7 protein-coding genes and 1 pseudogene are annotated in these 8,794 nt (G+C 57.3%); 6 read left to right on the plus strand and 2 right to left on the minus strand.

Going from position 1 to position 8,794, the window contains the following annotated elements; genetic code table 11:
* Positions 1-190: 190 nt before the first annotated feature.
* Positions 191-1,041: pseudogene (locus HHL08_RS24740) on the minus strand (IS3 family transposase); the annotation flags it as partial.
* Between the two features lie 340 nt (positions 1,042-1,381).
* On the opposite strand from HHL08_RS24740, the gene HHL08_RS24745 reads away from it, so the two are divergent.
* The 6 genes from HHL08_RS24745 (at position 1,382) to HHL08_RS24770 (ending at position 8,417) form a co-directional block, all read left to right on the plus strand.
* Positions 1,382-2,746 carry an aromatic ring-hydroxylating oxygenase subunit alpha gene (locus HHL08_RS24745; RefSeq protein ID WP_169575524.1) on the plus strand — a complete coding sequence of 455 codons (1,365 nt, stop codon included), beginning with the start codon at positions 1,382-1,384 and terminating at the stop codon, positions 2,744-2,746.
* Between the two features lie 40 nt (positions 2,747-2,786).
* A complete protein-coding gene (locus HHL08_RS24750) occupies positions 2,787-3,311 on the plus strand; it encodes an aromatic-ring-hydroxylating dioxygenase subunit beta (RefSeq protein WP_169575525.1) in 525 nt (174 codons plus the stop codon).
* Between the two features lie 35 nt (positions 3,312-3,346).
* Positions 3,347-4,444: an NAD(P)-dependent alcohol dehydrogenase gene (locus HHL08_RS24755; protein ID WP_169575526.1), complete on the plus strand. Its 1,098-nt coding sequence runs from the start codon at positions 3,347-3,349 to the stop codon at positions 4,442-4,444.
* Positions 4,445-4,672: 228 nt separating this feature from the next.
* Positions 4,673-6,169 carry an MFS transporter gene (locus HHL08_RS24760; RefSeq protein WP_169575527.1) on the plus strand — a complete coding sequence of 499 codons (1,497 nt, stop codon included), beginning with the start codon at positions 4,673-4,675 and terminating at the stop codon, positions 6,167-6,169.
* Between the two features lie 370 nt (positions 6,170-6,539).
* Positions 6,540-7,826, plus strand: coding sequence for an LLM class flavin-dependent oxidoreductase (locus HHL08_RS24765; protein ID WP_235955308.1), 1,287 nt, complete (start codon positions 6,540-6,542; stop codon positions 7,824-7,826).
* Positions 7,827-7,886: 60 nt separating this feature from the next.
* Positions 7,887-8,417 (plus strand): TIGR02444 family protein, encoded by a 531-nt coding sequence (locus HHL08_RS24770; protein WP_169575528.1) that lies wholly within the window; start codon positions 7,887-7,889, stop codon positions 8,415-8,417.
* Here the strand turns inward: HHL08_RS24770 and HHL08_RS24775 are convergent.
* Complete coding sequence (locus HHL08_RS24775; RefSeq protein WP_169575529.1) at positions 8,401-8,667, minus strand: c-type cytochrome; 267 nt, start codon at positions 8,665-8,667, stop codon at positions 8,401-8,403. The genes HHL08_RS24770 and HHL08_RS24775 overlap by 17 nt on opposite strands.
* Between the last annotated feature and the right edge of the window lie 127 nt (positions 8,668-8,794).

An 8,794-nucleotide genomic window follows, 5' to 3' on the forward strand; every position in this document is an offset into this window, starting at 1 on the left:
AACCCGCAAGCCTCAACATACCCGACCTTCGGCTCATCCCCGGGAGTGATGCACCGCGCCTGCCTCCAACCAAAAACCGAAATCCTGACGCCCGATCAACAACGCGATGAATTATACGGGCTAAGTGGTCTCAACACCCTAACCTGGCACATTGCGATGCCGTCTGGGGAGGGCGGCAACCACCCCATCTGCCCTGATCGGTGTTGAATATCTCCGGTTTCCCGAAGCGCGTCAACGCTTCCTCCAGCGCTTCGACGCAGAAGTCGGCCTCCATCGTGATCGACACCCGCCAAGCCAGGACTTTGCGGCTGAACCAGTCGACGATGGCCACGAGATAGACGAACCCCCTCGCCATCGGGATGTAGCTGATGTCCGTTGCCCAGACCTGATTGGGCCGCACGATCGGCAGTTTACGCAACAAGTAAGGGTAGATCTTGTGCCCAGGGGTCGGCTTCGATGTGTTCGGGCGACGGTAGATTGCCTCGATCGCCATCTTCTTCATCAGCGTGGCGACATGCTGGCGGCCGATCTCGATGCCTTCCTGCCGCAGAAGATCACGCAGCATCCGACTACCCGCGAACGGAAATTCCAGGTGCAACTCGTCGATCCGCCGCATGATGGCGAGATCGGCAGGCGGCACCGGTCTGGGCAGATAATAAATGCTGCCCCGGCTGATCCCCAGCTCCCGGGCTTGCCGCGCCAACGGCAGTGCGTGCGAACGGTCGATCATCGTTTTGCGCTCGGCAACAGTCCCGCCTCCCCGAGCGCCCCTGACAAAAAATCGTTCACCAGCGTCAGTTCACCGATCTTGGCGTGCAGCGTCTTTACGTCGATCACCGGCGCCGCAGCCTCGCTCCGCGTCTCGCTGCCAAATACACCGGCAGCCCCTTCCAGAAGCTGCCCGCGCCATTGCGTGATCTGGTTCGGATGCACGTCAAACTGCTGCGCCAGCTCCGCCAGCGTCTTCTCGCCCTTCACGGCGGCCAATGCCACCTTCGCTTTGAATGCCGGGCTGTGATTCCGGCGTGGTCGTTTGCTCATCTCTACTCCTGTCACGCGGCCATCCTGGCCGCCGTCAGGCAGAAAATCCACTTATCCCGATGTGCAGTTTTGCCAGGCCACCTCTCTTTCAGAGAGACATCGATTCCGGCATAATACTCCATGGCTGTTCCTCTCATGATGTTTGGGGCCGATCACTCGGACCCTGTTTCCAACACCATCATTCTGAGGGACAGCCACCCAACTTGGCTACTCTTGAAACGCCGGCCCATTACGGCATCTAGGGTTGCGCAATGGCAATTTTTTGCATATAGTGCATCGCATTGCCTATCGTTTCAGAGCTTGCCCGATTCAAGCCATAGACAGCAGTACGGAGAGAATTATGCTTGGAATCCCCAACCTTGTCGACAATGTCGCATCTAATCAGTCGCGCGAGATTTTCTGGGATAAAGACGTATACAACCTTGAGTTGGAGCGTATTTTTGCTCGCTCGTGGCTGTTTCTGGGGCACGAGTCGCTCCTTCCCAAGCCCGGCGATTTCATCACCACCTATATGGCTGAAGACAAGGTCATCCTGTCGCATCAGCAAGATGGCTCGTTCCGGGCGTTCATCAATTCGTGTACGCACCGGGGCAACCAGATTTGCCATGCCGATAGCGGCAATGCCAAGGCGTTCGTCTGCAACTACCACGGCTGGGTTTACGGTCAGGACGGCAGTCTGGTTGATGTCCCGCTCGAAACGCGGTGCTATCATGGCCAGCTCGACAAGGCGAAGCTGGGTGCCAAGCACATTCGGGTAGAGACGTACAAAGGCTTCATTTTCGGCTGCGGCGATGCCGACGCGCCAAGTCTGGAGGAATATCTGGGCGAGTTCCGTTGGTACCTCGATACGATCTGGGAAGGTGCCGGTGGCGGGCTGGAGCTACTGGGCCCGCCGATGAAGAGCATTCTGGCCTGCAATTGGAAGGTGCCGGCAGAGAATTTCGTAGGCGATGGCTACCATGTCGGCTGGACCCACGCCGGCGCCTTGATGCAGGTCGGCGGCGAACTTGCGGGACTGGCGGGTAACCGCGCAGACATGCCCTTCGAAAAACTCGGCTTTCAGTTCACGACCCGGCACGGGCATGGCTTCGGAGTGATCAACAACGCCGCCCCGGCGATCCACGTCAAGCGCGATGGCTGGGCAAAATACCTTGCCGACACCCGCGCTGAAGTTGGCCGAAAGTTCGGACCGGAGCGTGAAGAACTTTATGTTGGCCACTGGAACTGCTCGCTCTTCCCGAGCTGCTCGTTTCTTTACGGAACCAATACGTTCAAGGTCTGGCATCCGCGTGGCCCGCACGAGATTGAAGTGTGGACCTACACGATGGTGCCGCGTGACGCCGACGCGGAAACGAAGAGCATGATCCAGCGCGAAGCCACCCGGAGTTTCGGCACTGCCGGAACGCTGGAAAGCGACGATGGCGAGAACATGTCGTCGTCCACCTTTGTCAACCGCGGAACCATCACCCGTAACGGTCGGATCAGCTCAAGCATGGGTGTCGGCTTCGAAGGTCCACATCCGGTTTTTCCGGGGATTGTTGGATCCAGCTTCATCGGCGAAACATCCCATCGCGGCTTCTATCGATTCTGGAAGGAAATGCTGGATGCGCCCGATTGGAAAGCGGTGAAGGCAAACGACGACACCTGGGATTCGATGTTCACCAATCGTAATTACTGGAACGACAAAGTCGACGCAGCCGAGTAATCCACAAACTTTTTCAAACGTATCGAATGCCGGAGAGTTTATGTCGGGGAAACAGACCTTAGCGGGATTGGATGTCCAATCCGCGATCGAAATGCATTATCGTAGCGAAGTCCGGATGCTGCAGAACGGGCAATACCGAGAATGGTTAGCGGACATGGTCGCCGAAGACATCCATTACTGGATGCCGATTTATGAACAACGCCTGATCCGCGACCGTCGCCCCGACCCGACACCCGACGATGCTGCAATTTATAATGACGATTATGGCGAGCTCAAGCAACGCGTAGAGCGGCTTTATACCGGCACCGTATGGATGGAGGATCCGCCGTCCAAGATCCGGTACATGGTCGGCAACGTCGAAGCTTTCGATGCAGGCGATGGAGAGTTCGAAGTTTATTCAAACGTGGTCGTCTATCGCAACCGCCGCCAACTTGAAGTGACCGTTCATACGCTGGGGCGTGAGGATAAGCTGCGCCGGGTTGGTGATGGCTTCCAGGTGTTCCGGCGCAAGCTGCTGATCGATGCGCGAGTGACGCAAGACAAGAACCTGTACTTTTTCTGCTAGGAACGCGCCAAAGAGCGCAAAAGGGGAGACTGAATATGCAAGCTTCTGCTGCGATCATTGAAAGCCAGGGCGGGAAATTTATCCTTGATACGGTCGATATTGAAGATCCCCGCGATGGGGAAGTGCTTGTCAAGATCGCTGCAGCCGGGATGTGCCACACCGATCTGAGCGTTCGCGACCAGTACATGCCAACGCCACTTCCTGCCGTGCTGGGGCATGAAGGAGCGGGCGTAGTCGAAAAGGTCGGGCGCGGTGTCACCGCAGTCAAGCCGGGCGACAAAGTCGTGCTGTCATTCAGCTATTGTGGAACCTGCCCGTCTTGCATGAAGGGACACCAGGCCTATTGCCCGAGCCTTTTCCCGCTCAATTTCTTGGGCCGGAGGCTGGACGGATCGACCCCGATCCGCCGCAACGGAGAAGAGGTGAATGCGTGCTTCTTCGGCCAGTCCTCATTCGCGACCTACTCGATCGCTAACGAAAGCAACTGCGTCAAAGTTTCCGACTCCTCGCCGATTGAGCTTCTCGGCCCGTTGGGCTGTGGAATTCAGACCGGCGCAGGCACCGTCTTCAATGCGCTGCAGCCTCCCCCAGGCTCGTCGATCGCGATCTTCGGCGTCGGCTCGGTTGGACTCAGCGCGGTGATGGCTGCGAAGTCTTCCGGCTGTCTCAAGATTATCGCAGTCGATCGCAATCCCACGCGTCTGAAGCTGGCCCGTGAGCTTGGTGCGACCGATATTATCGACGCAACGAACACCAATGCCCAGGAAACGATCATTGGCTTGACGGGCGGCGGCGCGGACTATGCGATCGATACCACCGCCATTCCGCAGGTTCTGCGAAGCGCGGTAGACAGTACCCATACCATGGGAGAAACCGCTGTGGTCGGTGGGGCAAGGCTCGGCACCGAATTTTCTCTCGACATGAACAACATGCTGTTCGGCCGCAAACTGCGCGGCGTGGTCGAAGGTTCCAGCACTCCGCAGGTCTTCATTCCGCAATTGATTGCGATGCGCGAAGCCGGCCTGTTCCCGTTCGAACGGCTCTGCTCGTTCTACGACTTCGACCAGATCAATCAGGCTGTCGAGGATACGGAAATTTCCGGTAACGCAATCAAGGCCATTCTCAAGATGTAATGCGGCACTGCGCCCTCTATGCGGTCGATCGCGGCAACAGAGTGCGGCGCAAGTCTCCACCGATTAGGGGCCGATCAACCTGCAGGGCCACAAAATGGGAGCGAACGGACAGGAGCATCGCCTGCCGTTCGCTCTTGGTGCTCTAAGCGGCAACCCGCACGTCAGTGACCAGGTTTGGGTTTATTATTCTGAAGTCGAATAGAGACTGGCGTACCGCTTGCCTCGCACTTGGCGGATGACGCTAAGGACCGTCATAATGTTTGGGAAGTACAAAAAGATGGGCCAAAAGCCCCAAGTTGCGGCGTCATGAGCTCGATCGATGGAGCGCCCCAAGTCGGGACGTCAACTATTGCGGACGGATCCCAACCGACAACCGGGCTTCCAGTTTCTCGTCGGTTCTGGGCGGCACTCTCGATGTGGAGTGCCATATTTCTTACCATTATGGACGTATCAATTGCTAACGTAGCGCTGCCTTTCATCTCGAAAGGTTTGGCCCTAACTGCGGCAAAATCGGTATGGGCAGTCAACGCCTATCAGATCGCCATAGTGATGGCCCTTTTGCCGATGGCAAAGGCCGCTGAAATCCTTGGCTACAAGAAAGTCTATCTGGGCGGCCTCTTGCTTTTCATGCTTGCAGCCGTTGGCAGTATCAACGCAAGCAGTTTGGCAGTTCTCGCGTCGTCGCGCTTTGTGCAAGGTATCGGTGCCGCGGCAGTAATGGTGGCCAGCGGGGCATTGGTTCGGACAATCTACCCTCCCGCATTGGTCCCGCGCGGCATAGGATACAATACCATCGCCGTTTCGATTGCTTCGGCCGCCGGACCGGCGGTCGGTGCGCTCGTCCTTTCGATTGCGGGATGGCACGCCATTTTTGCAGTGGGGCTTCCGTTCGGCTTGCTCGCGCTTGCACTCGGATTCTGGGCAATCCCTTCGACCGGGTCGCAGAAGAAGCCATTCGATTATCGTTCGGCCTTGTTGTGCTGTGCGGGCTTCGCGGCAATATTCCTCTTCCTCAATGATCTGGCCCAAGATTCCGTTTCTCGGTGGACATTGCTTTCAATCGGCGTCGCGATTCCGGCCATATGGTTCCTCGGTAAACGCACAACAGCCAACCAGGACTCGATGGTACCGCTCGATTTGCTGAAGCTGGACTCACTGCGCGCAGCTTATGCTATGTCTGCAACAGCCTATGCTGTCATGATGCTGATCACATTGTCATTCCCCTTCATTCTGCAACAACGGTTTCACTTCAAACCTGAGACTATCGGCCTTTTCATGGTGCCACTGCCGCTCGGCATCGTGATTGCAGCGTTCGTTTCCGGGCGTCTGGTCAGTCGCTATCCATCAGCCTGGCTGTGCGCTTCGGGGTTGATCGTCCTAACCGGTGGCGCAATTTGGCTGTCATTGCTGCAACCGGGCGTTTCGGCTTTGCTGATCGTCGCAGCGGCAGCGATTTGCGGCATCGGCTTCGGCATTTTCCAGGTTCCCAACAACCATAGCATGATCGCTATTGCTCCACACGCCCGCGCTGGAGCGGCTTCGGCAATGCTCTCGTTGTCACGGCTGATCGGTCAAACGCTAGGGGCCATCGTGGCCGCATTGCTGTTTCGCAGATTTGGCGCACAGAGTGATGCGCCAATCATAGCTGCGGCCTTGATTGCACTGGCAGTGGCAAGCGCAACCCTGCTACGTAAAGATCTAAGCAGGTCAGCTATGGTTGAGTGACCCCTGCGCGCGTGGGTCGTAGTCGGTGCAAGTGGTCGTTTAAAGGCGGCCCCGTCAAGGATGATTATGGACGCTATTGGAACTGGAATTGGGTCGTGCGGCTGAGCGGAACAGGAAAGTGTCGTAAGGGTCGATATTTCTTTTCAAAAGTCCCATTCGGAATTAGGTTGGCGTAGCGGCCTGAGACCGCCGTTGGCGACGGCGTCGGGCACGGAGAAGTCGTAGCGCCCGAGGAAATTGATGTGACGCCAGGATATCGGCGAAAGTCGGGCGATATCGGCGGGCAACGCTAACGCCGGGTTTCGTATTTGGGAAGCCATAGGAGCGAAATTTGATGTCTCGTCAGCGCCAACTTCACCTCGGTGCGTTCATGCGACCGGTCAGTATCCACACCGGTGCCTGGCGCTATCCCGGAGCGATCCACGACGCCAATTTCAATTTCCATGCGATCAGGCAATTTGCGCGCAAACTGGAGGAGGGAAAGTTCGATGCCTTCTTCATGGCCGATCATCTCGGCGTGCTGAACATGTCGGTCGATGCTCTGCGGCGCAGCCACACCGTCACGTCGTTCGAACCCCTTACTCTGCTGTCAGCTCTGGCGGGCGCTACCGAACGGATCGGCCTGGTTGCGACTGCATCGACCACCTTTGAAGAACCCTTTCATGTAGCGCGTCGGTTTGCTTCGCTTGATCATCTCAGCGGCGGGCGGGCTGGTTGGAACGTCGTGACCACTGCAAACCCTGACAATGCCAAGAATTTCGGTTACGAAGTGCAGCCGGAACATGACGGCCGCTATCTGCGCGCCCGCGAATTCTACGATGTGGTGACCGGCCTGTGGGACAGTTTTGCAGAGGATGCTTTCGTCTGCGATGCCGAGAGCGGAATATATTTCGATCCTCAACGGATGCACGTACTCGATCACAAGGGACCGCATTTTTCAGTTCGCGGCCCGCTCAACATTGCTCGCCCGGTCCAGGGATGGCCGGTCATTTTTCAGGCCGGCGCCTCGGAAGCGGGGCGTCAGCTGGCCGCCGAAACGGCTGAGGTTGTCTTCGCTGCAGAATCGAATCTCGATGGTGGCAAGCGCTTCTATGCCGATGTGAAAGGGCGAATGGCGCAAGTCGGGCGGCATCCCGATCATCTGAAAATTCTGCCCGCAGCATTCGTCGTCGTTGGCGAAACGCTCGAGCAGGCCCAGGCCAAGCGTGCCCATCTCGACAGTCTGGTCCATTATGAAAGCGGCATTCAATCGCTCTGTGGCCTGCTTGGGTTCGACGTGTCGGGCTTTGATCCCGATGGCTTGCTCCCGGAAATCCCTGAAACCAACGCTAGCAAAACTGCGCGGGAAAAAATTATCGAGGATGCCCGGGCGCATAATCTGACGATTCGCCAGCTCGCCGCAAGGGCCGGCAGCTATGCGGGGCTCGCCTTTATCGGCACGCCGTCGTCGATCGCCGACGAAATGGAAATTTGGCTGGAGGAGCGTGGGTCAGACGGGTTCGTCGTCATGTTCCCCTATCTTCCGGAAGGACTGAACGACTTTGTCGATATGGTCGTGCCCGAATTGCAGTGCAGGGGCATTTTCCGAGAGGAATACGAAGGTACGACATTGCGCCACCATTTCGGACTACCACGGCCTGAAAATCGCTTCTTCTAATTCCGCTTGTCCGCCAGCGGATAGGCAGCGTAGGATGAAGGTTGATCACGGCAATGAGAAATGACAAGCAAGGACGCAGCTGACGAATTCTGGCAATTTTCGCTGGAAGTCTATGCAAGACAGCAAGTTGCTGACCTGTGCTTGGTTCTGCAGGACGAGCATGGTTTCGACGTCAACATTTTGTTGTTATGTCTATGGCTGGCGCAAGGCGAGGGCAGGGCTCTCAGCCAATTCGAGATCGGCGACCTGCTAGGTGGTGTTGCTGCATTGAACGAAAACATGGTCTGGCTGGTGCGCGATGCGCGGCGGTGGGCCAAGTCGTGGCTTAAGCAGGCACCGGACCTGCAAGCGGTAGCTGCGAGAGACAAGCTTTACACCAGCTTGAAGGCGAGCGAACTTCAGATGGAGCGCCAGATCCAGATCGAACTGGTCCGATGTCTTGTCTATGATGGCCAGCAGCAGGGCCAATCACTGGACTTGTCCGCACAATCCGCCGCGCGATTGAGCCTGGAGGCTTATCGCGCGGCAATTGCGGCTCCGGAGGGTACTGCCGCGCTGCTGACGCGGTTGGCCCTCAAGACCCTTTCTTAACCGGCTTCGCCGGTGTCGTCACGGGCGGTTTTGCACTCATGATATGAGCGTAAATCTCATCGATCTCTGCGTCGCTCAGCTCAGTTGGCCGGAATGGCGGCATCTCGATTAGCCCCTGACGCACGATCGCGCGCAAATATTCCAACTCAAGATCGTCTCTGCCGATCAGCGATGCCACCGGTCGTCCCGCTTGTTCAAGCAGCATCGTTCCAGGGTGACCCGGGCCGGGATCATGGCATCCCGCGCACATCAAATGACCTGCCCCCCGAGAGTTCCCTCATTCTAATGTAGAGTCTGCCGACAGAGGAGCAGACGTATGAGGAAGAGCCGTTTTACCGAAGCGCAGATTATCGGGATGATCAAGGAACAGGAGGCCG

Source organism: Sphingobium psychrophilum (genome assembly GCF_012927105.1).
GTDB lineage: Bacteria > Pseudomonadota > Alphaproteobacteria > Sphingomonadales > Sphingomonadaceae > Sphingobium > Sphingobium psychrophilum.